Genomic DNA, 25,601 nt, shown 5'->3' with positions numbered 1-25,601 from the left:
CTCCCGTAGGGAGAGGTCGGATCGCATCGCAAGATGCGATCCGGGTGAGGGGATCCGGTCTCACTGGTTGCCGCGGCCCCTCACCCGGGATTGCACTGACGATGCTTCGCATCGCCAGGCGCATTCCGACCTCTCCCCGACGGGGAGAGGTCGCACCGAGACGCCTGATGCTCATCCCGCTCTAGGACCGTTGCAGGATCAGGTTCAGCTCGAGCTCCCGGAAGGCGATGTAGTTCCGCCGGGTCCATTGGTGCAGCTCGGTCGAGGCGTCCTTCTCCTGGCGCAGATAACCGGTGAAGGAGAAGGTCAGCCGGTCGATATAGGTCTTGAGAAAGCCGGGGAGCGCGGGCAGGCGGAACAGCCGGCCGCCGGCCATTGCGGGCGGCAGCTCGCCGCGCACGACATATTCGTTGTCGACCGTGATCAGGTTCATGCGCGGGATCTGCCCACGCAGCATCTCATGGGCGCGGGCCGAGACGCGGTCGGTGTCGGCGACGAACAGGATCTGAGGCGCGACGTGACGGCGGGCCGCCTCCTTGAGCAGGCCGATCTCTTCGGTCATCTTGAAGAATTCGTCGAAGGCGTGGAAGCCGAGGTCGATCACCTTGGCAAGGCCGTCATCGACGATGACACGGTCCATCAGCTGCATCTTGCCGTAGGTGTCGATCACGTCGGCGGTCTCGGTGATCTTCGGCAAGTAATCCAGCAGCGACGGCTCCTTCAGGTTGACGTCGAAGGCCGCGACGTCACCATTCTTGAGCAGCAGGAATTCGCTCAATAGCCGCGCCAGCAGGGTCTTGCCGACCTGCGGGCGGGGCGAGCAGATGATGTAGACGGGTGTCGCGGGCATCACGCATTATCTGAGCGAACTTGTCGCCCAATCCAGCCGTATCAGCCCTGCTTGCGCAACTATTTTTCGCTGTTGCGGGTCACGGGTTTCGAACCGACGATGTCGGTCAGCCGGATCCGGTCGAACTCGCTCCAGACATTCGCGAGCCAATGCCGGACATAGCCGCGCAGCACGAAGGAATAGTTCGCGGCGTCGTCGTTCATGCCCTTGTTGGCGACGAATTTCAGGAACGGGACGGAGGAGACCTCGACCTGCTCATAGGCCATTTCGTTGAGCTTGGGGATGGTCAGCTCGGTCGCGTCCTTGATGCGGTGGAAGTAGGAATTGTAGGTCGACTGGTCCCATTGGAAGAACTGGGTGTCGTTGATGAAGTTCTTGACCAGGAAGTATTTTGCGCCGGCCATGAAACCCGCGGTCTCGGCGATCTCGTCCAGCGAGGCGATCGAGGGTCCTAGGATGTGGAACACCGCGAAGGTGATCTGGCCGGCCTTGGCGGCGTCGAGGAAACCGATGTCGCGCAGTGACGCCAGTGCCGGCGAGAGCAGGCCGGCGCGGACGTCGATCACGGTCACCGACGGGCTCGCCGCGTTGAGCGTGTCGAAGATCTTCATCTGGTCGGCCGTCGTCATCATGTCGACGATCTCGGTGATGTCGGGGTGGAAGCGCTTCAGCGTTCCGCGCGGCGACTCCGTGTCGAACGCACGCGTCGGCACGTTGTTGGCGGAAAAATAATCGAGCAAGGTACGCGACACCGTGGTCTTGCCGACCCCGCCCTTGTCCGCGCCCACCACAACCACTGCCGGCTTTGCCATTGCTGTCCCCTAACGCGCGCCCCCGATCGCGAGGTCGCAATCGGCCGGGCCCCAAATCGATGTCCCAAGTCTGCTGTTGGGCGTGAACATGGCAGAAACAAGGGAGAATTCAATTCCGTAGGCCCCAGTTACGGCAATTCCCGAGGTTTTTCCCAATCGCGGTGAAACTCGCCGCGTGGGGCGGGAATCAGGTGCTCAATGGCGGCCCCAAGGCCCCATAGAGTTACCCATTGGATTGCCCGCCGGGTTGCTGGGGGCGGTTCCGGAGGGACTGGGTGCCGGCACCGGCGGCGGGCTGGCCGATCCGTCGGCGTCATCCCACGGGCCATGGCGCAACGGCGGCGGGGCGTCCTGCCGGTCGGCTTGCGCCCCCGGCTCTTCCGTCTCCTCCGTGAGCGTCGGCAGGGGACCGGGGTCGCGGCCGCCGGCAAACCTAACCAGCGCGTCGACCCGGGACTGCACCGAGGGGTGGGTCGCGAACAAATCGGCAAAGCCCTCGCGGGGATTGTCGACGCAGAGCTCCATCACCGCCGAGGTCGCGCCCGGCAGCTCGCCGCGGCCCTCGATCTTGCGCAGCGCCGAGATCATGGCGTCGGGGTCTTTCGTCAGCTCGACCGAGCCGGCGTCGGCGAGATATTCGCGCGACCGCGACAGCGCGAGCTTGACCACCTGCGACAGCAGCCAGACCAGCACGATCAGCACGACCGCGATGATGATGACGATGATTGCGCCGCCGCCGGAGCTCTTGCTGTCGCTCGACGACGAGGACGACCGCGACGACGAGGAGGAGCCTGAGGACCACGAGCCGCCGGAGCTGGGGCTCCAGTCAAAGCTCGTGAACAGGCGGAAGAACAATTCGCCGAAGAAGCCGACCACGCCGGCGATGATGACGGCGACCACCATGAGCTGCACGTCGCCATTCTTGATGTGGGTCAGCTCGTGGCCCAGCACCGCCTCGATCTCCTTGTCGTTCAGCGCATCGAGGAGACCGGTGGTGACGGTGATGGAATATTGCCGCGGATTGAGGCCGGTCGCGAACGCGTTCAGCGCCGGGCTCTCCATGATCTTCAGCTTCGGCATGGTGATGCCGCGCGAGATGCAGAGGTTTTCGAGCAGGTTGTAGAGCCGCGGCTCCTCCTGCCGCGTGACGTCGTGGCCTCCGGTCACGGCGTCGATCATCGACTGGTGGAAGAAATAGGCGATCGCGATCCAGGCGATCGCCGCCATGGTCGCGAACGGCGCGGCTTTGAGCAGGTCGGCGAAGGCGCGGCTCAGATAGTAGGCCACCGTGCCATTGCCGTTGATGACGACCTCGGCGACCAGCGCGCCGGCATAGACCAGCACGTAGACCAGCATGAACAGGCCGGCGAGCAGCAGCATCGAACGAAACTTGTTCGAGGCGATGTGCGTGTAGAGACCATACGCGGCTATGACGCGGGTGCCCTGCCGGCCTATCGGCTCAAATCAGAACTTCACCTGCGGCGCCGCCTCGACCTCGGTACGGCTGGTGCCGAGATCGAAGAAGTCCTTCCTGGTGAAGCCGAACATGCCGGCGAACAGCGCGGCGGGCATCTGCTGGATGCCGGTGTTGTATTCCTGGACCGCGTTGTTGAAGAAGCGGCGGCTCGCCGCGATCTTGTTCTCAAGGTCGGAGAGCTCGCTGGCCAACTGCTGGAAATTGGCGTTGGCCTTGAGGTCGGGATAGGCCTCCGACAGCGCGATCAGCCGGCCGAGCGCGCCGGACAGCTGGTTCTCGGCCGCGGATACCTGCGCCGGTCCCTGCGCCGACATTGCCGAATTGCGCGCCTTGATGACGTCGTCGAGCGTGCCGCGCTCATGCGAGGCATAGCCCTTCACCGTCTCGACCAGGTTCGGGATCAGATCGTGGCGCTGCTTGAGCTGCACGTCGATGTCGGCAAAGGCCTGGCCGACGCGCTGGCTCAGCGCCACCAGGCGGTTGTAGGCACTGAAGGCGAACAGCACGAGGACGACGATGACGCCGAGAACGATCCAGCCGGTCGACATGGAGAACTCCTGAAGGGGGAAGAAAGCGGGCGCTAGGGTAGACCAAATTGGCGCGAAGCGAGAGCCCGGCGCAGAGGGGAGGTAAGGCTTGGTCGGATCAGGAACCACCCAAGTTCAAGGCCAAAGTGCCGGACGAGGTTAACTTTCGGACATGATCGCATCGCCCCAGCGCCAGCGCCGGGCGTCCGCATAGGCGGGCTTGTCGCGTCGTGGGACTTTGGTGATAGCGACACCGTCCTCGGTGCAAAGCTTTGTATTGATCTCGGCCTTGCCGACATCAGGCGGCGCCAGCACGCGCGCGGCGCGGCTTCTAGGCGGCGTGCGGGTCAGGGCGACGTAGATGAAGCGCTCGTCCTCGAATGGCACCTCGGCGCCCTTGATCTGCCGGTGCGCCTGCGAGCGCGGCAGGCGTTGGCTGAAATGGCACCAGTCGGGCGCGATGAGCGGGCACGGTTTTTCGTGTGGGCAGGGTGCGGCGACGTAGGCGCCTGCCGCGATCAGCTGCTGGCGCAGGGCGAGGATGCGCGCGTAGCCGGCTGGCGTACCGGGCTCGATCACCACCAGCGCGTGGCGCGCTTTCGCCCACATCGCGTCCGCGAGCTTGCGCTGGTCGCCTTCGTTGAGCTCGCCGATGATGTAGCTGGCAACGACGAGATCGGCTTGCGAGACCTCGGCGAGGTTACCGCCGGCGTCACCGGGCAGATAGCGGCAGTCCGACAATCGCGAGCTGTCACGCGCCAGTTCGAGCGCGAGCCGGCTGAGCGTGCTGTTGGCGTCGAGCAGGGTAAAATCCTGCAGCGACGGAAACGCCTCCGCGGCGGCCCAGCTGGCGGTGCCCGGACCTGCGCCGACATCCAGCAATGTTTCCGGAGCGAAGTCCGGTGCGATCTCGGTCAGCGCATTCAGGCTTGCGGCGACGGCGGCGTAGGTCGCCGGCATGCGCGCCAGCGCATAGGCGAGGGCATCGGCCTCCGACTTGATCGTGCCGGAGCCGCCGCCGGCGCGATAGGTGGTCGAGATTTTCTGCGAGCGTTGTGCGGCGTCAGTGCGCGAGAAGCCCTGGAGCTTGCCGTCGAGGGCTGCTTTCAGTTCGGCCGGGAGGGTGGGTGAGATCATGTTGGCCCACCGTCATTCCGGGGCGCGCGTAGCGCGAGCCCGGAATCTGGAGATTGTAGCGCGAGATTCCGGGTTCTCGCTTTGCGAGCCCCGGGCCGACGGCAGAGATATCACGCCACGTTCTGGTCGAGAATGTCCACGGCCTCTGCGAGGCTGACCGACACCAGCTGCGAGACGCCGCGCTCGGCCATGGTGACGCCGAACAGCCGGTTCATCCGCGCCATCGTGATCGGATTGTGCGTGATGATGATGAAGCGCGTGTCGGTCGAGCCGGTCATCTCGTGCAGCAGGTTGCAGTACCGTTCGACGTTGTGGTCGTCGAGCGGCGCGTCGACTTCGTCCAGCACGCAGATCGGCGAGGGGTTGGTGAGGAACACCGCAAAGATCAGCGCCATCGCGGTCAGCGCCTGCTCACCGCCCGAGAGCAGGGACAGCGTCTGCGGCTTCTTGCCCGGCGGCTTGGCGATGATTTCGAGACCGGCCTCCAGCGGGTCGTCGCTCTCGATCAGGTGCAGCGCGGCCTCGCCGCCGCCGAACAGCTCGACGAACAGGCGCTTGAAGTGGTTGTTGACGATCTCGAACGAGGTCAGGAGCCGCTCGCGCGCTTCCTTGTTGAGGCTCTGGATGCCCTGGCGCAGGCGCTTGATGGCCTCGACCAAGTCGTCGCGCTCGGTGACGAGACCGGTGTGCTGGGTTTCGACCTCGCGCAGCTCTTCCTCGGCGCGCAGGTTGACTGCGCCCAGGCGCTCGCGGTCGCGGCGCATCTTTTCGAGGTCTTCCTCGATGTCGTGCAGCGGCGGCAGCTCGGCGCCAGGCTCGATCTCGGCGAGGCTGGCGACGGCCTGCGGCTCGACTTCGAGCATGTCGCGGATCTCGCGCTCGATGTCCTCGAGCCGGCGCCGCGCGCTTTCCATGCGCTCCTCGGCGCGGGCGGTGGCCTCGCGGGCGCTGGAAAGCGCCTCTAACGTCAGCTTCGCGACGCGGTCGGTCTCGGCCATTGCGGTTTCCGCGGTGGCGAGCGCGTCGGCGGCCATGCGGCGATCGTTCTCGGCGTATTCGATCTCGGTGATCAGCGCGCTGCGCTTCTCGGCGAACACGGCCGGTGCGTTTTCGAGCTCGCTGCGCTCGATCGTCAGTTCGGCGATGCGGGCCTGGATGGTGTCGATGTGGGAGGCCGCGCTCTCCTTGCGGTTCTGCCACTCGGTGCGCTCGGCCAGGATCGCCTGCACGCGGCGGTCGGCGAGCTCCGCCTCGCGGGCCAGCGCCTGCGCCTCGGCGCGGACCTGAGCGGCCATGCGGCGATGGGCTTCGATATCGCTGCGGACGGCGGCGAGCCGGTTCTCGGTGTCCTCGCTCGACGGCAGTTCGGAGATGCCGGCCTCGGCGTATTCGTAGGCCGCCTCGGCCTCGGCACGGTCGGCGGCGAGACGGCTGTGCGCTTCCGACAGCGTCGCCTTGCGTGCGGCGTGGCGGCTGATCTCGCGCTCGGCGCCAGCGTGGCGCTCGCGGGCGACGTTGAGCTCGCGCTGCGCGGCCCGCCAGGCTTCGCGGCTGGCGCCTTCGGTGCTGGCGGCCATCTGCAGCTCGGACTCGGCGTTCTCCAGCGCCTGGCGCTTGATCTGCGCGTCGATGCGGGCCTGTTCCAGCTCGTTCTCGATGTCGACGAGGCGGGCGCGTTCGGCAAGCCGCCGCGCGGCACCGGTTGGGGCGTGGGCCGCGGCGACAAAGCCGTCCCAGCGCCAGACGTCGCCCTCCGGCGAGACCAGCCGCTGGCCGGTCTTGAGTTGCGAGACCAGCTCGGCGCCGCGCTCGCGCGGCACCACGCCGATCTGCGCCAGGCGGCGCGCCAGCTCGGCCGGCGCCTGCACATGGTTGGCGAGCGGAACGACGCCCTCGGGCAGCTCCGGATCGCCGTCGGTGACGCCGGCATTGGTCCAGCGCATCGGCGCCGACGGATCGACCGGCGCGTCGAGATCGTCGCCGAGGGCGGCGCCGATCGCCTTTTCAAATCCCTTGTCGACGGTGATGCCGTCGATGATCGGCGGCCACAGATTCTTGGTCTCGCCGTTGACGATCTTCGAGATCGTGCGCGCCTCGGTCTCGAGCCGCTGCACGCGCTTGTCGGCTTCGACCAGCGGAGAGCGCGAGGATTCCAGCGTCTGGCGCGCGGCGACATGGGCGGCTTCGCTCGCCTGCGCCGCGGCTTCCGAAGCGGCCAGCGTCTGCTCCGCGGTCTCGACCAGGGCGGTCAGCTCGTCGAGATCGCCGAAGCCGCCGGTCTCCTGCGCAAGCTTCTGCTCTTCCGCCGCGACACTCGCGATCTCCTGGTCGAGCCGGGCGAGCTTGTCGCGATGGGTGCGGACATTGGCTTCAAGCTGGTTGCGCTTGGCGGTGAGGTCGGCGAGCGCGGTGGTGAGCTCGGCGAAGCGCTGCTCGGTTTCGGTCAGCACCGCCTCGGCTTCCGCGACGCGCTCGTCGACGCCGGAGCGCTTCTCGACGCGCGACTTGATCTCTTCCTTCAGCTCGGCGTCCTCAGTGTCGAGCCGCTGCAGCGCGACATCGGCATCCATGGTCTGCTGCTGGGCGCGCGAGATGTCGCCCTCGAACTGGGCGAGGCGCCGCTCGAGCTCGGCGACGCGCTCCTTGGCGCGCTCTTCCTCGCGGTCGAGCTGCTCGCGGGCATTGGTGAGGCGCTGGAGCCCGGCCGCGGCGCGCGCTTCGGCATCGCGCAGCGCCGGCATCTCGGCGGCGCGAATGGCCTGGATGCGGGCGGCTTCGGCCTGGTGCTGGGTGCGCTCGGCCATCTCGCGGACCGCGAGATCGTGCGTCTGGCCGGACTCGTTGACGTCGGCGTGGGCGCCGATCCAGCGCAGGTGGAACAAGGTTGCTTCGGCCTTGCGCACCTTGGCCGCGACCTCGCGGTAGCGCACGGCCTGGCGGGCCTGCTTCTTCAGGCCTTCCATCTGGCCGGAGAGCTGGCCGATCACGTCCTCGACGCGGGTGAGGTTGGTTTCGGCCGCCTTCAGCCGCAGCTCGGCCTCGTGACGGCGGGCGTGCAGGCCGGCGACACCGGCGGCGTCTTCCAGCACACGGCGGCGCTGCTCGGGCTTGGCCTGGATGATTTCGCCGATCTTGCCCTGGTGGACGAGCGCCGGCGAGCGCGCGCCGGTGGCGGCATCGGCGAACAGGATCTGCACGTCGCGGGCGCGCACGTCGCGGCCGTTGATGCGATAGACCGAGCCGGCCTCACGCTCGATGCGGCGGGAGACTTCCAGAAGCTGGCTGTCGTTCATCGCCGCCGGCGCGGTGCGATCGGCATTGTCGATCGTCATCGTCACTTCGGCGTGGTTGCGTGCGGGACGGTTGCCGGAGCCGGCGAAGATCACCGCGTCCATGTCGGCGGCGCGCAGCGACTTGTACGAGGTCTCACCCATCGCCCAGCGCAGCGCCTCGACGAGATTCGACTTGCCGCAGCCATTGGGTCCGACCACGCCGGTCAGGCCGGGCTCGATAACGAAGTCCGTGGGCTCAACGAAGGACTTGAAACCGTGAAGGCGCAGGCGGGTGATTTTCATAAGCACGCATCTCTGTTGGCAGGCGCGAATCCCCTGCCGGGACAATACCATGGAAGGCGTTGTCGCTGTCTGGGCGAGTCGCGCGAGGCGGCTCGTGCGGCGGACAATGGCCGCGGTGCGCCGCGAGGGCAACCGGCGAAAGCCGTTTTTCCCAAGGGATTTATGCCGGGAATGATACGGCTTTAGATGCGCGAATCAGGATTGTGGCGTTGCGAATCAGCTCTTCAGCAGCGGATTGATCTTCTTGGCGAACTCCTCGAACGAGGCCTCGCCCTTGATCTTCTCGCCGTTGATGAAGAAGGTCGGCGTCGAATCCACCTTCAGAACGTCGCTGGCGTATTTCTGGTCCGCGGCGATCTTGTCGAGCAGCGACTGGTCCTTCAGGCAGGCCTCGACCTGCTGCTGGGTGAGGCCGGCCTGCTTGCCGATCCGCGTCAGGGTCTCGGTGGTGTTCTTCATCACCCAGTCGCTCTGCTGGCGGAACAGCATGTCGGTGACGGCGAAATATTTCGGCGCGTCGTCCTTGGCGATGCAGCGCGACAGCATCGAGCCGGCGGCGGCTTTGATGTCGAGCGGGAACTCGCGGAAGATGTAACGCACCTTGCCGGTGTCGATGTATTCCTTCTTGATCTTGGGGAACACCTGCTCGTTGAAGGCCGCGCAGTGCGGGCAGGTCATCGAGGCGTATTCGGTGATGGTGACGGCGGCATCCTTCGGGCCGAGCGCCATGTCGGGCAACGACACCGGCTTGGCCACATCCGCGGCGGATTGCGCCATTGCTTCAGGGATCATGGCCTCGGAGATGAACCGCAGCGGCGAGAGCCCGGCGAGCGCGGCAAGCCCGGTCAGCGACAGCATCGTGGTGAAGGCGCGGCGGGTGATGATCAAGGTCGGCTCCCGGATTGGCAAGGTGTCGCCCCAGGGGTCTATCGAGTTCCCGCTCGGGCGGCCTGTCGCTAGCTTGAAACGTCGTTTGAGGCAATGGCGAGCGGCAAGTCAGGGTCCAGATTAGCGGCGGAATAAGGCTCAATTTCGCTTGATGGCGGCCCCGAGCCGCGCCAGCGCCGTCTTGAGTTGTTCATCTTCGATATCGCCCAGGCTCTCCGCCACCTTGGCCACCGCTTTGGGATCCGGCGGGCCGGGCCGCACCCGCCGCCGGGCGCGCGACAGGGGGGCCTGGCGGAAGGCCAGCTTGCCGACCGCGCTCCAGCCGAAGAAGCGGTTGACCCGTTCCAGGATCACATCGGCCGAATGCTGGATCTCCAGCGCCATCGGCCCTTCGACCCGCAGCACCAGCGTCGCCGGCTCCTGCGGCTGGCCCTCCACCGGCCGCGGCCATTGCATCTTCAAGGGCTCGGCATGGGCCGCGATCTCCGGCCCGGCGATCTCCGCCCACCGCGTCACCAACTCGCGCGCCGCAAAGCCCTGCTTGGCATAGGCCTCGGCAAAGACGTCGTTGAGCAGGAGCGAGAGCGGCTTGGCGCTGATGGGACCGGGCTTGGGAGGGAATTTGGACATCGGGCCCTTATAGCACCGTGCGCGATGCCTCAGGAACTGCTGCCGTCATGGCCGGGCTTTGTCACGGCCATCCATGTCTTGCCGCGAAGAAAGACGTGGATGCCCGCGACAGGCGCGGGCATGACGTGGAGAGACCGGCGCGTTGCCGCTACAGTGTAGCCATGAGCCCCAGATCTGCCCTCATGGCCAAGTCGGAACCAGTTCAGTCGAAAGCCTCATCGCGCCCGAAACTCCTACTCGCTTGGTACGACCGCCACCGCCGCCGGCTGCCCTGGCGGGCAGTGCCGGGCGAGGCAACGGACCCTTATCGCGTCTGGCTGTCGGAGATCATGCTCCAGCAGACCACGGTAAAGGCGGTCGGCCCGTACTTCGAAAAATTCGTCGCGCGCTGGCCCGACGTCACGACGCTAGGGCGGGCCTCGCTCGACGACGTGCTGCGGATGTGGGCCGGGCTCGGTTACTACTCGCGGGCGCGCAACCTCCATGCCTGCGCGGTCGCAGTGACGCGCGGGCATGGCGGCGTCTTTCCCGACACAGAGGAAGGCCTGCGCGCGCTGCCGGGCATCGGGCCTTACGCGGCGGCCGCGATCGCCGCGATCGCGTTCGATCGCCGCACCATGCCGGTCGATGGCAACATCGAGCGGGTGGTGTCGCGCCTGTTCGCGGTCGAGGAGGAGCTGCCACAGGCCAAGCCGCTGATCCAGCAGCTGGCCGCGACGTTGCTGGCGGATTCTCGTGCCGGCGACAGTGCGCAGGCGCTGATGGACCTCGGCGCCTCGATCTGCACGCCGAAGAAGCCTGCCTGCTCGCTGTGTCCGCTCAACGAGGATTGCATCGCACGTGCGCAAGGCACGCAGGAAACATTTCCGCGCAAGGCGCCGAAGAAGAGCGGAACGCTTCGGCGCGGTGCTGCCTTCGTCGTCACGCGCGGCGATGAGCTGCTCGTCCGCTCAAGACCGGAAAAGGGCCTGCTCGGCGGCATGACCGAAGTCCCCGGCTCGGATTGGCTCGCCGGCCAGGACGATGCGGCGGCGAAGCTGCAGGCGCCGGAGCTGAAGGGGCTGACGCGCTGGCAGCGCAAGGTGGGCGTCGTCACCCACGTCTTCACGCATTTTCCGCTGGAGCTGATCGTCTACACGGCGAAGGCGGAGGCCCGCACCCGCGCGCCCGGTGGCATGCGCTGGGTGCCGATCGCCACGCTTGCCGGCGAAGCGCTCCCCAACCTCATGCGCAAGGTGATCGCGCATGGATTGGATCTCTAGCGCCCACCCTGCTGACATCATGCTGGCAGCAGGCCTGCGTTATCCCCTTCGACGGCAACGGAGGTTCGTATGGTCAAGACTGCGCTGGACAACTTTCGAAAGCCGCCCTGCGCCGAGCTATTGGGCTGGCGCCTGCTCGATGCCCGCCCGCAGGAGGGCTGGATCAAGCTCGGCTTCGAAGGCAAGCCGGAGTTCTGCAATCCCGCAGGCTTCATCCAGGGCGGCATGCTCTCGGCCATGCTCGACGACACGATGGGCCCGGCCGTGCTCGTGATGAGCGAGGGCCGGCTCTACACCACCACCATCAGCATGACCGTGAATTTCCTCAGCCCCGCAAAGCCCGGCCCGATCATCGGTGAGGCCAGGGTGACGCAGCTCGGCAAGACCATTGCGTTCGTCGAGGGCAAGCTGACGGCGGAGGACGGCACCGTGCTGGCGACGGCGAGCGCGAGCGAGCGGCTGCTGGAGGCGGCGAGGGTGGTGAAGTGAGGTGTGCACCGCTCTCTCACTCCCTCGCCCCGTTCTTACGAGGGGCTTCTCTCCACACGGGAGATTGTCGAGAGACCTGTACCCCCTCACCCGGATTGCATCTTCGATGCAATCCGACCTCTCCCCGCAAGCGGGGAGAGGTGAAGAGGAACGCGCGGCTCGACGATCAGCAAAAACTCACGCCCCCGCGCGCGTCGCGCCTGCGTTCACGATCGCCGGCTTGGCATTCAGCGCCTCGACCTGGAATCCCGCCACGCGCTTGTAATTCGCGGCGATCTCTTCCAGCTCCTTCTGCGACAGCACGTCGGTGACGACCTCAAAGCCGTCGGGCGCGCGCTCCTCGACCAGCTGCATCACCTGCTCGGGGCCATTCTTTCGGTTGAGCAGGACGAGGTCGGTGGTCGCGGGCCGCCGCTCGGCCTCATAGGCGAGCAGCGCGGCTTCCGTCGGTCCATGCGCCATGATTTCACGCGTGATGACACGGGCATCGAGAATCGCCTGCGAGGCGCCGTTCGATCCGATCGGGTACATCGGATGTGCGGCATCGCCCATCAGCGTGACGCGGCCGAACGTCCATTGCGACACCGGATCGCGGTCGACCAGCGGATATTCATAGGCGTGCGGGCAGTTCTTGATCAGGCCGGGCACGTCGAGCCAGTCGAACGTCCAGCTCTCGAACCAGGGCAGAAACTCCTCCAGCCGCGCGGTGCGGTTATAGTCCTCGCGGCGCCATTGATAGGTCGGCGGCATGTGGCGCTCGGCCACCCAATTGATGAGGTGATTGCCCGCCGCATCCGGCTCTTTCGAGATCGGGTAGCAGACGAATTTCAGGATTTCGTGACCGGCCATGATCATGGTGCGGCCGCTGAGGAAGGCCTTCGCAGGCGTGACGCCGCGCCAGAGGATGCGGCCGTTCCAGATCGGCGCGCCTTCGCCCGGGTACAGCTTTTCGCGCGCGGCGGAATGGATGCCGTCGGCGGCGATCAGGATCGCGCCGTCGTAGGTCCCGGCGGGTTTGCCGGTCGCCTTGTCGATGAAGTCGGCGCGCACGCCATCCGCCGTCTCGGTCCAGCCGGTCAAATGATGGCTGGTGAGAATGTTCTCGCGGCCGAGCCGCTCGACCGTGGTGTCGAGCAGGAGTTGCTGGAGCGTGCCGCGATGGATCGAGAATTGCGGCCATTTGTAGCCGGCCTCCAGCCCGCGCGGCTCGCTCCAGATCGGCTTGCCGTGCTTGGAGAAATAGGCGAGCTCGCGGGTGCGCACGCCGCTGGCATCCAGCTTGTCCATCAAACCGAGCTCGATCAGCTCGCGCACCGCATGCGGCAGCACGTTGATGCCGACGCCGAGCGGCTTTAATTCCGCGACGCTCTCGAGCACTTTTACGGGAACGCCGATTCCGTGCAGGCTGAGCGCAAGCGTCAGCCCGCCGATGCCGCCACCGGCGATGAGTACCGTCATGACAAAACCCCTCCGACTGCGGGCGTCTTGGCATAGGCGGGCGGCGGTGGGCAACTGCGAAGAGGGGCTCGTGCTATGGACCTGACGGCCGACAGCCGCTAATTTCCAGCTTTCCCAGGAGGTCCGACATGCTCAAGCTCTATTACGCCACCGGCACCTGCGCGCTCGCCACCTACATCACCCTGGAGGAGGTTGGCGCCGACTACACGGCCGAGCGGCTGAGCTTCAAGGACAACCAGCAGAACAGTCCGGACTATCTCGCGATCAACCCGAAGGGCCGCGTGCCGGCCCTGGTGACCGATCGCGGGATCCTGACCGAGACGCCGGCGATGCTGGCTTATATCGCGCAGACCTTTCCCAAGGCGAAGCTCGCGCCGCTCGACGATCCCTTCGATTTCGCCCAGGTGCAGTCGTTCAACTCCTATCTCTGTTCGACCGTGCACATCAACCATGCCCACAAGATGCGCGGCGCGCGCTGGGCGACGCAGGAGAGCTCGTTCGCCGATATGAAGGCGATGGTCCCGAAGACCATGGCGGCCTGCTTCGCCCTGATCGAGCAGAAGATGTTCAGAGGGCCCTGGGTGATGGGTGAGCAGTTCACGATCTGCGATCCCTATCTCTACACGCTCTCGACCTGGCTCGAAGGCGACAGCGTCGACATCAACGCGACGCCGAAGATCGCCGATCATTTCAAGCGCATGTCGGATCGGCCCGCGGTGCGCAAGGTGATGGACGCGCAGAAGGCGTAGCGCGCGGCCACATACTCCGCTGTCGTCCCGGCGAAGGCCGGGACCCATACCGCGGAATCTATCGATTGCGATCGGTAGGCGTACGACCAGTCTTCGCCAAACTGCTCCCAGTGGTTATGGGTCCCGGCCCCCGTGCGCAATTGCGCACTAGGCCGGGACGACACCATTTGTTTTGAAGCTGCATACTACCGGACACGCCGCTTTTCCTTCTCCAGCTCCCGCCCCGTCTCCAGCATCAGCCGCCGCAGCCAGATCGAGCCGGGGTCCATCTGCGCGCGCGTCGGATGGAACATGAACTGCTCGTCGATCCCAGGGTCGAGCGGCGGCGTCACCGTGACGAGGCCGAGCTGCTTCGACAGCGCCGCGATCAGCCTTCGCGGCACGAAGGCGACGAGGTCGGTGCGGGCGGCGACGTGCAGCGCTTCGAGATAGCCTGCCACCACCAATGAGATGTGCCGCTCGATGCCCTTGCTGCGCAGCCAGGTGTCGATCAGGTCCTCAGCGCTGCCGCGGATGATGACGCCGACATGGCGTGCGGCCAGGAACGTTTCGCGCCGCATTAGCTTCGCAGCCATCGGATGGCCGCGCCGCACCGCCAGCGCGTCGCTGTCGGTGTAAAGCAGCTGGCGGTGAAAGCCCTTGAAGGCGTTGCCGATCGAGATCACGAGGTCGATGGTGCGGGCGAACTCGGCGTGGAAGATCGCAGATCCGCGCCACGGCACGATCTCGATGCGGACGTTGGGCGCAAGGCGCGTCACCTTCTCCATCAACGGCGGCATCAACAGCTCGACCGCCAGGTCCGGCATCATCAGGCGAAATTGCCGTTCGCTGCGCGCCGCGTCGAAATCCTCAGGCACGAACAACCCGCGCACCTGGTCGAGCGCGTGGGCCAGCGGTGCGCGGAGCGCCTCGGCCCGGGGCGTCAGCTCCATCCGCGCGCCGGTGCGCACCAAGAGCGGATCGGCAAAGATGTCGCGCAGGCGCTGGAGCGCATGGCTCGCCGCCGGTTGCGACAGGCCGATCCGAAGTGCGGCGCGGCTGACATTGGCCTCGCGCAGCAGTGCGTCGAGGGCGGTCAGCAAATTGAGGTCAAGCGAATTCAAATTCATGAGGTGAATAGATATCATATTCGCTATCGATTTGAAGAATTCTCGTTGAGCGGCGATGTTCTCCGTGTTGCCACCAAACGGAGATGCCGCCATGAGCGCGAGCGCCAACAAGAAACTGATGCAGGATATCTTTGCCGCCGCCGCCAACCCTGATCCCGCCGCGCGCGATCGTGCGCTGTTCGCCGCGAGCCTTGCCGACGATGCCAAATGGGTCGTGACCGGCCAGTATTCCTGGTCGCGCACCTTTGCGGGCAAGGAGGCGATCCTCAACGATCTGCACGGCTATGTCCGCACCCGCCTGCGTGACCGCACGCGCACGGTCGCCCACCGCTTCATTGCCGATGGCGACATCGTCGTGGTGGAAGCCAAGGGCGACAACGTCACGCCCGAAGGCGTCCGTTACGACAACGACTATTGTCTCGTGTTTCGCCTGGAGGACGGCAAGATCAAGGAGATCCGGGAATATTGCGACTCGGTCCTGACCGAGAGGGCGCTCGGTCCTTTTCCGCAAGCGGGCGCGGGGGCTGCGAGCTGACGAACTTGAGCCGCGTCACGTCCGTCGGCCGATCTCGTCCGTCAGAGCCGGTGATGATCGTGCGGGCCTGGCAGGCGCTGGTCGAGTTGATCCGTATCAGACGCGAGCGGTCTCGGGCACGGTGTCAGCTCGCCGCCATGACCGAACGGGAGCTTCAGGACTGTGGGATGACCCGGGCGGAGATCGCGTACGAGCTGGAGAAGCCTGTCCGGCGGAAGTAGGAAGCGGGAGCAACTGCCGACAAAATCAGCAGGTTTTGTCGGCGCTGCCGCGGCTCTGCGCGAACAATTGGAAGGTTCAATTAACGAGTGTCCCCCATTGTGTCGCGGTGCAGCGTGAGTCGCAAAGACGCGACACGCGGCTGCCGGGGTGGCCGGTGACGATCGCCGGAATCGTTCGGCCGCTCGAAGTGAAATGCATCTGGGTGGACAGTGGGAATGTCGAAGTTTCGTTTGCGGATCAGGGGACGCCTGTACGCAGGCTTCATGGCCCTCGTGGCGGTCGGTCTGGTGATGGCGGTGGTCGCCGTCTGGAATTTGCGGGCGGTGCAGGATCAGGTCGCAAGGCAGTCCGCGCTCTCGGACAGCACGGCGCGGGTGCTGGAGATATCGACCCATCTTCAGGCGATCCAGCGCGCCAATCTGCGTTACGTATACGACGCCAACGAACCCGCGATGAAAGAGGCGCAAGAGCGGGAGACCGCGGCGACCGAGCTGTTGCAGGTCGGGGCGAAGGGCACGCTCTCGGAGGAGCGGCGAGCCCTCTACAACGGCCTCATCGGCGACATCGCCAAGATGCGACGCCTGCGTGACAATCTCGGGGATGCCGTCAACGAGGCGAGAACGGGCAAGGCGACCCTGCTGCCGAGCGGGGAGGAGCTGGCCGTCAAGATGGGCAAGCTGGTCGATGCGGCGCGCGCCGCCGTCGATGAAGACACCGCGGCCCTGGTCGCCGACCTCGAATCCAGGATCCTCCTTGTCCGGGTCGCAAACTGGCGTTTCCTGGCCCTGCGCGACGCGCAGGGACCGGCGAATTTCAGGGCGAGTGTGGACAGGGCAGCGCAACGGCTCGCGGCGATCGAGAAAAGCCCGCAGGCCGCGGACTTGCGCGCCACGCTCGCGCCGGTGAAGACCTCGCTCGGAATCTATAAATCCGCGTTCGAGACGACATCGGCCGCGATGCTTCAGGCCGACGAGATCTATCACAAGAACCTCGCGCCCCTCATCGTCGAGAGCATCGGCAAACTCAAGGCCGCAGAAACGACGCTGAAGAAGGACTATCAGGAATCGCGCAACCATGCCGCAGCCGTGATCGCCAGCACGACGACCGTTCAGGAGACCGCCGGCGGTCTCGCCATCCTGTTCGGCGGCATCGTCGCCTTCCTGATCGCCCGTAGCATCGTCGGTCCCCTGACCTCGATGACGCGTGCGATGGGGCGGCTGGCCGGCGGTGATCTCGACACCGAGATTCCCGGGCGCGGCAAGGCCGACGAGACCGGCGACATGGCCAAGGCGATCCAGGTGTTCAAGGACAACATGATCGACACCGAGCGCATGCGCACCGAGCAGGCCGAGCTCGAGGCGCGGCAGGCCGAGAGCCGCAAGAAAGACATGGTCAGGCTCGCCGACCAGTTCGAGCAGGCCGTCGGCGAGATCGTCAATACCGTGTCGTCGGCGTCGAACGAGCTGGAAGCCTCTGCCGGCACGCTGACCACGACCGCCTCGCGGGCCCAGGATCTGTCGACCGAAGTGGCATCCGCATCGCAGGAAGCCACCGCCAACGTGCAGGCGGTCGCCTCCGCCACCGAGGAGCTGTCCTCCTCGGTGAGCGAGATCGCTCGCCAGGTGCAGGAATCCGCCCGCATCGCGGGCGAGGCCGTCGGTCAGGCGAGCAGGACCAATGACCGCGTCGGCGAGCTCTCCAAGGCGGCCGCCCGGATCGGCGACGTGGTCGAGCTGATCAGCACCATCGCCGGCCAGACCAATCTCCTCGCGCTCAACGCCACCATCGAGGCCGCGCGCGCGGGCGAAGCCGGCCGCGGCTTTGCCGTGGTCGCCTCCGAGGTCAAGGCGCTCGCGGAGCAGACGGCGAGGGCGACCGGCGAGATCGGCCAGCAGATTGCGAACATCCAGGCCGCCACCGAGCAATCGGTTGGCGCCATCAGGGAGATCAGCGGCACCATCGAGCGGCTGTCGGAGATTTCCTCAGCGGTCGCCGCTGCCGTGGAAGAGCAGGGCGCCGCCACGCAGGAAATCTCGCGCAACGTGCAGCAGGCCGCTCACGGGACCCAGCGCGTCTCGACCAATATCGGCGACGTGCAGCGCGGGGCCTCCGAGACCGGCTCGGCCTCATCGCAGGTGCTCTCGGCGGCGCGCTCGCTGTCGGCCGACAGCAACCGCTTGAAGATCGAAGTCGCCAGGTTCCTGGAGACGGTTCACGCCGCCTGAGCTTTAAAAGCAAGAGGCCACGCGCATGTGCGTGGCCTCGAAGAACGGCGCGCGATCAGGCCACTTTCGTTTTCATGTGCTTGAACATGTTGGCTCTCGCCTCCTCGTCCATCTCGGCCTTGAATGTGAACTTGTCCTTCAAGGCGATGGCGCGCGCCGCCGCGGGCCGCGCCGAGATCTCGTCCACCAGCCGCTTCACGTTCGGGTATCGCGCGAAGGCGTCGTCGCCGAGCTTGAACGGCACCATCCGCGCCCAGCCCCACAGCGCCATGTCGACGATCGAATAGTCGTCGCCGACCATGTAGCGGCGGCCTTTGAGGTGACCGTCGAGAACCCTGTAGTGGCGATCGGTCTCGTACTGGTAGCGGTTATGGGCGTAGTCGTGGTTCTGGTCCTTCGGCGCAAAATGCTTGAAGTGCACGGCCTGACCCGAATAGGGCCCGACGCCGGTCGCGATGAACATCAGCCACGACAAAGTCTCGCCGCGCACGCTGGCGGCGGGCAGGAATTTTCCGGTCTTCTCGGCGAGATAGAGCAGGATGGCGTTCGAGTCGAACACGATGGTGCCATTGTCATCGATCGCCGGCACCTTGCTGTTCGGATTGATCTTGAGGAACTCCGGCGAGAACTGCTCGCCCTTGCGGGTGTCGACCGCGACCGGCTCGAAGGGCAGGCCGGACTCTTCGAGATAAAGCGCGACCTTGGTCGGGTTCGGCGATCCGTTGAAATAGAACTTGAGCATCGATCATCTCCCCAGGGGGTTGTTGCCGAGAGCGAGCGCAGCATCATTGCAGCGAGGCCGCTTGTCTTGCCCGAACCTTTCGGAAGCGCAACCGGCGAGTTTGCCGGGCGGTATCTGCGCGCAGCGCAGATCAGGCGGCGTAACAGAGGCCGATCGCCGCCGTAATGATCATCGCCGCGCCGACCGCTTCCAGGCGCAGGCCGAGTCGCGTGGCGAGATGCATATCGGACGCCCGCGCCTTGCGCTCCGTTCCGCGCGCGTAACCGTGCACGATGACGTCGTGATTGAAATTGTCGTGGGCCTCGTTGCTGCTGGCGAGCCCGACACAGACCACGAGCACGCCGAACAAGGCGAGGCCGAAAAATCCCAAGAGCGCGATCAGGAACATTGGAAACATGCCGAGCAGGAAGATCGGCAGCAGCGGCACCAGCAGCAATGTCTCGGACTGTCGTCGCATGGGAGGACCGGTCGGGACGAGACTGATCGGGCGAATCTAGTCCTGGCTGTGGCGGCATTCAAGCAGCTGTAGGGTGGGCAAAGGCGCGAAGCGCCGTGCCCACCGGGTCCTAGACGGCTTCAAGATGGTGGGCACGCTTCGCTTTGCCCACCCTACGAGATCACGATCGGATTACTCCGCCGCCATGCCGGCGCGGATCTCCGCGCGCAGCTCGTCGATCAGCTTGAGGCCCTTCTTGGTCTCGACGTGCCAGAAGGTCCAGCCGTTGCAGGCGGCCGAGCCTTGCGCCACGGCGCCGATGCGGTGGATCGAGCCGACCTTGTCGCCGAACATGATGGCGCCGTCGGCGCGCACGAGAGCGCCGAGCTTCTTTTTGGAGTCGAACAGTTTCGTGCCGGGCATGATCATGCCGCGCTCGATCAGCTCGGAGAACGCGACCCGCGGCGCCTCGCGCGCGGTCATGAATGGGGCAAGGCTCTCTTCCGGCAGCGGCTCGACCGCCGCGATGCGGGCTTCGGCTGCCTTCGCATAGGTCTTGTCACGCTCGAAGCCGATATAGGAGCGGCCGAGACGCTTTGCGACCGCGCCGGTGGTACCGGTGCCGTTGAAAGGATCGATCACGAGATCGCCGGGCTTGGATGAGGACAGCAGCACACGCGCGAGCAGGCCCTCCGGCTTCTGCGTCGGATGAACTTTCTTGCCGTCGGCGCCCTTGAGGCGCTCCTCGCCGGTGCAGAGCGGGATCAGCCAGTCGGAACGCGCCTGCACGTCCTCGTTCGCGGCTTTCAGGGCCTCGTAGTTGAACGTGTAGCCCCTGGCCTTCTCGTCGCGCGCGGCCCAGATCATGGTCTCGTGCGCGTTGGTGAAGCGGCGGCCGCGGAAATTCGGCATCGGGTTGGTCTTGCGCCAGACGATGTCGTTCAGGAGCCAGAAGCCGAGGTCCTGCATGATGGCGCCGACGCGGAAGATGTTGTGATAGGAGCCGATCACCCAGATCGTCGCCGACGGCTTCATAGCGCGGCGGGCGGCAAGCAGCCAGGCGCGGGTGAAATCGTCATAGGCGGAGAACGAATCGAACTTGTCCCACTCGTCGTCAACGGCATCGACATGGGATTCGTCAGGGCGCTTGAGATCGCCCTTGAGCTGGAGATTGTAGGGCGGATCGGCGAACACGAGGTCGACCGAACCGGCCTGAAGCTTCGACATCTCGGCGACGCAATCGCCGAGGATGATGCGATGCGAAGGGGACTCAAAATTTGTGCGGGGCGCCCTTGCAGACGCCCCGCGACGCGACTCTACCATGACTCAAGAACTCTGACTCAGGCGACGCTGTCGGCGACGCGGGACCAAACAACCGACTGACCGTTACATTGAAGCGGCAAAGTAAAAATCGACTTAACCCGCCGCTTTCGTGAGCAGCCTCCGCATCGCGCCTCGTGTGCGGGACGTTGCGCGCATTCGCCGCGTTTTACAGTGCATTTCGTGCTTCTTCGCCTCACGCGAGCAGTCGAGGCTTCAGAAAAGATCCAAATTTCTCTCGGAAAAAATTGCTCGACCCTCGGAAAAAATTGCTGGCATCGGCATGGTGTCGCACTAGGCAATTTTTGCCGGCCACGATATTGATAAACGCAACGGAAATTTTACCTGTGTGGCGCGTTGAGCTTGGCGCTCATGCGCCCGACGAAGCCGACGATACCAGGGACCCCCAGGGGAAAGGCCGCCATGCGTTACGATGACTTCCGCCGCAGCGACGACATCGAGGATCGTCGCGACGAAGGTGGTGGGTTTGGCGGCGGCGGAGGAGGCGGGTTCGGGCTGCCGATGGGCGGCGGCGGGCTCGGCATCGGCACCATCATCATACTCGGCCTGGTCGGCTACGCCTTCGGCATCGACCCGCGCATCCTGATCGGCGGCGCCGAGATCCTCACCGGCGGCGGCCATGCGCCGACCTACCAGACCGACCGCCAGGCCTCCTCCGGCAAGCGCGGCGCACCGACCGACGAGATGGGCAGCATGATCTCCGGCATTCTCGGCGAGATCGACGATCGCTGGAGCGAGATCTTCCAGGCCAGCGGCCAGTCCTATACCGGTCCGAAGATCGTACTGTTCCGCAACGCCACCAATGGCGGCCGTTGCGGGATGGCGCAGTCGGCGATGGGGCCGTTCTATTGTCCGCCGGATCGCACCATCTTCCTCGACACCGGCTTCTTCCGAGAGGTCGAGACGCGCTTCCGCGGCTGCTCCGGCAAGTCCGCCTGTAACTTCACCACCGCCTACATCATTGCGCATGAGGCCGGCCATCACATCCAGAACCTGCTCGGCATCATTCCGCGCGTGACGCGGCTGCAGCAGCAGGCCGGCAGCAAGGCCGAGGCGAATGCGCTTCAGGTGAAGGTGGAATTGCAGGCCGACTGCCTGTCCGGCGTCTGGGTCAACCGCGAGGCCAAGAAGCGCCCGAACTTCCTCGAGCCCGGCGACATCGACGCCGCGCTGACCACGGCGAGCGCGATCGGCGACGATACGCTGCAGCGCCAGGCGACGGGCCGCGTCGTGCCCGATTCCTTCACCCATGGCTCGGCGGCGCAACGCAAGCAGTGGTTCATGACCGGCTATCAGCAGGGCTCAGTGCAGGCCTGCAACACGTTCGGTGCCGGGGCGTTGTAACGAAGGCTTCGTGCCCCGGACGGAACGCAGCACGAATTATGTTGCGCGGTTGCGCTTCTGAGGATTCAGAAGTAGTGGCGTCATCCTGAGGTGCTCGCCGCTTCGGCGAGCCTCGAAGGATGGCGGAGCCCGTGGTCCATCCTTCGAGGCTCCCCATTCGGTGCGCTTGCACTGCAGCGCGAGCGCCTCAGGATGACGGCGGTGGGCGGGATAGAAGGTGCGATACAATGGCCTCCATCGACGAAACAAAGCAGTTCGTTCCGCTCAATATCGCGGTGCTCACCGTCTCCGACACGCGCGTCCTCGCCGACGACAAGTCGGGCCAGACGCTGGCCGACCGTCTCCTGGCTGCCGGCCATAAGCTCGCCGCGCGTGAGATCGTCACCGACGACGTCGAGGCGATCCGCAACGTGATCCGCCGCTGGATCGCGGATGCCGGCATCGACGTCGTCATCACCACCGGCGGCACCGGCTTCACCGGGCGCGACGTCACGCCGGAGGCGATCGAGCCGCTGTTCGAGAAGCGCATGGATGGTTTCTCGATCGCGTTCCATATGCTGAGCCACGCCAAGATCGGCGCGTCGACGATCCAGAGCCGCGCCACTGCGGGCGTCGCGGGCGCAACCTACATCTTCTGCCTGCCAGGTTCGCCCGGCGCCTGCCGCGACGGCTGGGACGGCATCTTGGCTGCCCAACTCGACTACCGCACGCGGCCCTGCAATTTCGTCGAGATCATGCCAAGGCTGGACGAGCATCTGCGCCGGCCGAAGGCGCAGGGCGCGACGGTGTGAGCGCGGTTGCTTTGACGCTCCCTCCGCTGAGCTAGGCGCGGGCCTCTTCCCCTCTCCCCTTGCGGGAGAGGGTGGATCGCCGCGGTAGCGGCGAGACGGGTGAGGGTGAGGGGTCTCTATCGGCACGGAGAGTTCGGAGACATACCCCTCACCCAAGCGAGTCTGTGTCTGCCAGCGTCGCCGCCCTCTCCCGCAAGGGGAGAGGGCACATCAACGTGAATCTCGCCGCAACGTGCATTTCTTCCGCAGCAAGCTCGTCAGAGATCCCGCTCCCAGGTCTCCCCGACCAGATCGGCACCGAAGCTGTGGTGTTTCTCTTCCTTCACGAGCTTGAAGCCTGCACTTTGATAGATGCCGCGCGCGGCGACAAGGATGCTCTGCGTCCACAACGTCATCTTGCTGTAGCCCCTCTCGCGTGCGCCTTGGATGCATTGCTCGACCAGCGCGCGACCGATGCCGAGCCCCCGCGCTTTCTTCTCCACCTGCAAGAGGCGCAGCTTGGCGATCTCGTCCGTGGCCTTGACCAGAAAGATCGAGCCGACCGGCTCGCCACCTACTTCCGCGATCCAGCAGTGCTCGCGCGCGGCGTCGTAGTTCCTGATGAACTGTGCACAGATCTCGGCGACCAGCGCCTCGTAGCTGATATCCCAGTTGTAATCCGCGGCGTAGGCGGCGGCCTGTCGGGAGATGACCCAGCCCATGTCACCGACGCGATGGCTGCGCAGCATGAAAGCCGCGGGCTGGCTTCGACGTTGCTCCAGCACGGCCTCGATGGTCGCCATCGCCTGCGTGAGTCGCGTTGCATCGCTGGTAGAAAGCTGAGCCAGCATGGCGGCGACCTCATTTTGCGAGCTCAGGTTCAGCTTGGCGAAGGCCTGGCGGCCCTTGGCGGTGAGGCTGAGCTGGTATTGCCTGCGATCTGCGGGCAGGGGCCTTCGCGTGATCAGCCCCTTTTCGTCGAAGCTTTGTACGATGCGGCTGAGATAGCCGGGGTCGAGACCAAGCTCGTTTCCGATCTCTTTGGCCGCGAGGTCGTCGCGATGCGCGAGCTCATAGAGCACCCGGGCCTCGCTGAGCGAAAACGGGGTTTTTCCAAGATGCTGGTCGAGCACACCAAGCTTGCGGGTATAGAAGCGGTTGAAGGCGCGGACCGCTGCGATGTGGTCGTCGGTAGCTTCAAATGACATGGGGTCACCTCGATACTTGCCATTGTCAAATAATTATTTGACGTTGGCAAGTATTTGGTGGCTTCAGCCAACCATGACGATCCGGCTGCGCAGCATGGTCCGGGACGAGCGGCCGAGCCGCCGGAGCAGCCGTGCCTCGGACCGGCGGGCCTGCGGCGGGTAGCCGCCGATCCGGTCATAATGATCACGCGCGATCAGAAGCCCCTGATCGCCGAGGGGACCGACGAGCCTGCGCGCCACGGCGCGGACGATGTCGCCGAGCCCGGTGTCGGCGTAGGGTGAGCGCGCATAGCGAAACACCGCCGCTCGATCGCGGCCGCTGCTCGAGACGGCCTGGATGAACTGGGTGGTCTCCTCGATCCAGCCGGTTTCCAGCACCGCGCCGGCGGGGAGGAACATCAGCCACGGCGAACGGGCCTGAAGCGCGCCGGCGGCGCGCGCGGCCCCTCGCGAGGAGCCCTCGAAGCCGATGAAGCGGCAGCCTGCGACGTCGGCGACGCGCTCAATGACGCCATTGCGGGTGCCGTCGACCAGGAGCACTTCCCGGATGATGCCGGCCGCGGCGCCGGGGACGAGCGCGGCCAGCGTTGCGACTGCCGTCTGCTCGACGCCTTCGGTCGGAATGATGACGCTCAGCATGATTGAAGCTTCAATATCTGCACTTCGGAAGAAGCGTAGCTTTTCATGATGTTGTCATAAACACGTGGCGTTGCCGAGTGCAACTTTTCGGCGGGGCTTCGGCACGCAATGGTAAACTCGCAGCCAAATGTGTCGCGTGCGGAATGGTATTTTGGTCGAATGTTCCGGCACAAGCTCGTCCGGCCCGTATTAACCCGGAGTCCGACGACGATATTGCGCGGCCCAGGGCAACTGTCCAAGTAGAGGATGGGTTGCACCAACCGTCGAACGGGGATGATGTGCGACTTGGGTGCTGATTGGTGCTGACGGAGGCTTTGCATGAACGCCGATCAACTCGCCGTTAACGCGACGGCAGCAACGCCGAAGCAGGACGCCGCGCCGACCCTGCGGGTCCGCGCCCTGATGCTGGGCGACCGCATCAATGCCTCCGGCCTCGAGATGGGCACGCTGGTGTCCTCGACGCCGGCCGCCTTCCGCGTCCATGCCGGCCTTGTCGTGATCTTCCGTTACGGCGTCGTGGTGCTGATCGGACTTCTGCCCTCGGAGGAGAAGGTGCTGATCGACAGCTTGAAGCCGCGGGTGATCGGCGAGTTCAGTCCTCATGAGGAAGAGACCGCGCAGGCGCAGCTCTGCAAGGACGAGAACCTCGAGGCGATCCAGCCGGGCGGGCCGATCTGCCTCGCCAAATTCTCCGACGATCGGCTGCTCCTGATCGCGGATGCGCTCGCCAAGAGCACGTCGCTGGCGCGCGACGAGCGGCGCGTCGCGGCGGTCTTCGACGTGATCGAGCCGTTTGCGCGGGAGCTCGCCGAGCGCGGCCGTACGCCGCGCCGGCGCAAGGGTATTTTGCAGCTGATCGGCAATGCGCTTCTCGTCCAACAGCGTGTCGCGGGCCGTGTTGCTGTCGCCGAGAAACCCGACGTGCTCTGGGAGAAGCCCGAGCTCGACCGGCTCTACGCCCGTCTCGAGGACGAGTATGAGCTGAAGGAGCGCCTCGACACGCTCGAGCGCAAGCTCACAGCAGTGTCGGAGACCGCTAACGCATTGACCGACATCATCGACACCCAGCGCTCGCTCCGCCTCGAAATCGCGATTGTGGTGCTGATCGTGATCGAGATCGCGATCGGGTGTTTCCAGATATGGTCGGGCACGCATTAATAGCGAGCGACTGCGCAT

24 protein-coding genes are annotated in these 25,601 nt (G+C 65.5%); 9 read left to right on the top strand and 15 right to left on the bottom strand.

Annotation, left to right across the window (positions count from 1 at the left end):
- Positions 1-181 precede the first annotated feature (181 nt).
- From AAE027_RS03285 to AAE027_RS03250, 8 genes are all read right to left on the bottom strand, one after another.
- Entirely contained in the window at positions 182-850 is a 669-nt protein-coding gene (locus tag AAE027_RS03285) for a hypothetical protein (protein WP_370990432.1), read from the bottom strand.
- Between the two features lie 59 nt (positions 851-909).
- Complete coding sequence (locus AAE027_RS03280; RefSeq protein ID WP_091894228.1) at positions 910-1,662, bottom strand: P-loop NTPase family protein; 753 nt, start codon at positions 1,660-1,662, stop codon at positions 910-912.
- 195 nt (positions 1,663-1,857) lie between these two features.
- Positions 1,858-3,093 carry a M48 family metallopeptidase gene (locus AAE027_RS03275; protein ID WP_370990456.1) on the bottom strand — a complete coding sequence of 412 codons (1,236 nt, stop codon included), beginning with the start codon at positions 3,091-3,093 and terminating at the stop codon, positions 1,858-1,860.
- 33 nt (positions 3,094-3,126) lie between these two features.
- A complete protein-coding gene (locus AAE027_RS03270; protein WP_370990433.1) occupies positions 3,127-3,687 on the bottom strand; it encodes a LemA family protein in 561 nt (186 codons plus the stop codon).
- 138 nt (positions 3,688-3,825) lie between these two features.
- Complete coding sequence (locus tag AAE027_RS03265; protein WP_370990434.1) at positions 3,826-4,803, bottom strand: small ribosomal subunit Rsm22 family protein; 978 nt, start codon at positions 4,801-4,803, stop codon at positions 3,826-3,828.
- A 110-nt stretch (positions 4,804-4,913) separates the two neighbouring features.
- On the bottom strand, positions 4,914-8,378 hold the full coding sequence (smc, locus tag AAE027_RS03260; RefSeq protein WP_370990435.1) for a chromosome segregation protein SMC: 3,465 nt from the start codon (positions 8,376-8,378) through the stop codon (positions 4,914-4,916).
- A gap of 216 nt (positions 8,379-8,594) precedes the next feature.
- On the bottom strand, positions 8,595-9,266 hold the full coding sequence (locus AAE027_RS03255; protein WP_091894218.1) for a DsbA family protein: 672 nt from the start codon (positions 9,264-9,266) through the stop codon (positions 8,595-8,597).
- Positions 9,267-9,404: 138 nt separating this feature from the next.
- Complete coding sequence (locus AAE027_RS03250; protein ID WP_370990436.1) at positions 9,405-9,896, bottom strand: DUF721 domain-containing protein; 492 nt, start codon at positions 9,894-9,896, stop codon at positions 9,405-9,407.
- A gap of 161 nt (positions 9,897-10,057) precedes the next feature.
- Between AAE027_RS03250 and mutY the strand changes: the two genes are divergently transcribed.
- Both mutY and AAE027_RS03240 read left to right on the top strand, forming a co-directional pair.
- Positions 10,058-11,158 carry an A/G-specific adenine glycosylase gene (gene mutY / locus AAE027_RS03245; RefSeq protein WP_370990437.1) on the top strand — a complete coding sequence of 367 codons (1,101 nt, stop codon included), beginning with the start codon at positions 10,058-10,060 and terminating at the stop codon, positions 11,156-11,158.
- Positions 11,159-11,227: 69 nt separating this feature from the next.
- The gene (locus tag AAE027_RS03240; protein ID WP_128935578.1) at positions 11,228-11,647 is read left to right on the top strand and encodes a PaaI family thioesterase; all 420 of its coding nucleotides are present in this window, start codon (positions 11,228-11,230) and stop codon (positions 11,645-11,647) included.
- A 177-nt stretch (positions 11,648-11,824) separates the two neighbouring features.
- Here AAE027_RS03240 and AAE027_RS03235 read toward each other — a convergent pair whose 3' ends face one another.
- Positions 11,825-13,105, bottom strand: coding sequence for a flavin-dependent oxidoreductase (locus tag AAE027_RS03235; RefSeq protein WP_370990438.1), 1,281 nt, complete (start codon positions 13,103-13,105; stop codon positions 11,825-11,827).
- A gap of 128 nt (positions 13,106-13,233) precedes the next feature.
- On the opposite strand from AAE027_RS03235, the gene AAE027_RS03230 reads away from it, so the two are divergent.
- A complete protein-coding gene (locus tag AAE027_RS03230; RefSeq protein ID WP_128935576.1) occupies positions 13,234-13,854 on the top strand; it encodes a glutathione S-transferase family protein in 621 nt (206 codons plus the stop codon).
- A 185-nt stretch (positions 13,855-14,039) separates the two neighbouring features.
- Here the strand turns inward: AAE027_RS03230 and AAE027_RS03225 are convergent, their stop codons facing one another.
- Entirely contained in the window at positions 14,040-14,963 is a 924-nt protein-coding gene (locus AAE027_RS03225; RefSeq protein WP_370990439.1) for a LysR family transcriptional regulator, read from the bottom strand.
- Positions 14,964-15,054: 91 nt separating this feature from the next.
- On the opposite strand from AAE027_RS03225, the gene AAE027_RS03220 reads away from it, so the two are divergent.
- From AAE027_RS03220 to AAE027_RS03210, 3 genes are all read left to right on the top strand, one after another.
- Positions 15,055-15,498: a nuclear transport factor 2 family protein gene (locus AAE027_RS03220; RefSeq protein WP_176945911.1), complete on the top strand. Its 444-nt coding sequence runs from the start codon at positions 15,055-15,057 to the stop codon at positions 15,496-15,498.
- Between the two features lie 53 nt (positions 15,499-15,551).
- A complete protein-coding gene (locus tag AAE027_RS03215; RefSeq protein ID WP_370990440.1) occupies positions 15,552-15,719 on the top strand; it encodes a YjiS-like domain-containing protein in 168 nt (55 codons plus the stop codon).
- A 216-nt stretch (positions 15,720-15,935) separates the two neighbouring features.
- A complete protein-coding gene (locus AAE027_RS03210; protein WP_370990441.1) occupies positions 15,936-17,945 on the top strand; it encodes a HAMP domain-containing methyl-accepting chemotaxis protein in 2,010 nt (669 codons plus the stop codon).
- A gap of 55 nt (positions 17,946-18,000) precedes the next feature.
- Here AAE027_RS03210 and AAE027_RS03205 read toward each other — a convergent pair whose 3' ends face one another.
- From AAE027_RS03205 to AAE027_RS03195, 3 genes are all read right to left on the bottom strand, one after another.
- A complete protein-coding gene (locus AAE027_RS03205) occupies positions 18,001-18,687 on the bottom strand; it encodes a glutathione S-transferase family protein (RefSeq protein WP_370990442.1) in 687 nt (228 codons plus the stop codon).
- A gap of 130 nt (positions 18,688-18,817) precedes the next feature.
- A complete protein-coding gene (locus AAE027_RS03200) occupies positions 18,818-19,144 on the bottom strand; it encodes a hypothetical protein (protein ID WP_091894190.1) in 327 nt (108 codons plus the stop codon).
- A gap of 171 nt (positions 19,145-19,315) precedes the next feature.
- The gene (locus AAE027_RS03195) at positions 19,316-20,446 is read right to left on the bottom strand and encodes a site-specific DNA-methyltransferase (RefSeq protein ID WP_370990443.1); all 1,131 of its coding nucleotides are present in this window, start codon (positions 20,444-20,446) and stop codon (positions 19,316-19,318) included.
- A 420-nt stretch (positions 20,447-20,866) separates the two neighbouring features.
- Between AAE027_RS03195 and ypfJ the strand changes: the two genes are divergently transcribed.
- Both ypfJ and moaB read left to right on the top strand, forming a co-directional pair.
- Complete coding sequence (ypfJ, locus tag AAE027_RS03190; protein WP_091894186.1) at positions 20,867-21,808, top strand: KPN_02809 family neutral zinc metallopeptidase; 942 nt, start codon at positions 20,867-20,869, stop codon at positions 21,806-21,808.
- Between the two features lie 227 nt (positions 21,809-22,035).
- Entirely contained in the window at positions 22,036-22,599 is a 564-nt protein-coding gene (gene moaB / locus AAE027_RS03185) for a molybdenum cofactor biosynthesis protein B (protein WP_370990444.1), read from the top strand.
- Between the two features lie 257 nt (positions 22,600-22,856).
- Here moaB and AAE027_RS03180 read toward each other — a convergent pair whose 3' ends face one another.
- Positions 22,857-23,786 carry a bifunctional helix-turn-helix transcriptional regulator/GNAT family N-acetyltransferase gene (locus AAE027_RS03180; RefSeq protein WP_370990445.1) on the bottom strand — a complete coding sequence of 310 codons (930 nt, stop codon included), beginning with the start codon at positions 23,784-23,786 and terminating at the stop codon, positions 22,857-22,859.
- A 63-nt stretch (positions 23,787-23,849) separates the two neighbouring features.
- On the bottom strand, positions 23,850-24,425 hold the full coding sequence (locus AAE027_RS03175; protein ID WP_370990446.1) for a glycosyltransferase family protein: 576 nt from the start codon (positions 24,423-24,425) through the stop codon (positions 23,850-23,852).
- A gap of 318 nt (positions 24,426-24,743) precedes the next feature.
- Between AAE027_RS03175 and AAE027_RS03170 the strand changes: the two genes are divergently transcribed.
- On the top strand, positions 24,744-25,583 hold the full coding sequence (locus tag AAE027_RS03170) for an RMD1 family protein (protein WP_370990447.1): 840 nt from the start codon (positions 24,744-24,746) through the stop codon (positions 25,581-25,583).
- The last annotated feature ends 18 nt before the right edge of the window (positions 25,584-25,601 follow it).

Source organism: Bradyrhizobium sp. DN3 (assembly GCF_041357655.1).
Classification (GTDB): domain Bacteria; phylum Pseudomonadota; class Alphaproteobacteria; order Rhizobiales; family Xanthobacteraceae; genus Bradyrhizobium.
Note: the sequence above shows the minus strand (reverse complement) of the source record. Positions and strands in the feature narration are given on the sequence as shown.